At 61.2% G+C, this 268-nt stretch carries 1 protein-coding gene; it reads right to left on the reverse strand.

What is annotated here, in order from left to right:
- On the reverse strand, positions 1–268 hold a 268-nt coding region (locus tag J5M71_RS29055; protein WP_207839145.1), incomplete at both ends, for an immunoglobulin-like domain-containing protein.

The raw sequence follows: 268 nt of genomic DNA on the forward strand, positions 1-268 counted from the left end.
ATCGATTTGACCACAGGGTCGTTGGCGCCGGTGTAGACGTTGTCCGGGGCAGTGACGGTGACCGAACCAGTCGTGCCGTTGGCCGGTACGGTGATAACGGTCTTGCCGTCGCTCAGCGTGAAGGTCAGCGCGCCGTGATTGTTGATCGGCAGACCGTCTTTGTTGGTCAGCGTGATGGTGTAGGTGATCTCGCCGCCTTCGGTGACCGAAGGGGTCGCGGTCAGCTTGGCCACCACTTCGTCGGTGGTGTCGGTCACTTGAACCGTAG

The organism is Pseudomonas sp. 43(2021), assembly GCF_017490805.1.
GTDB lineage: Bacteria > Pseudomonadota > Gammaproteobacteria > Pseudomonadales > Pseudomonadaceae > Aquipseudomonas.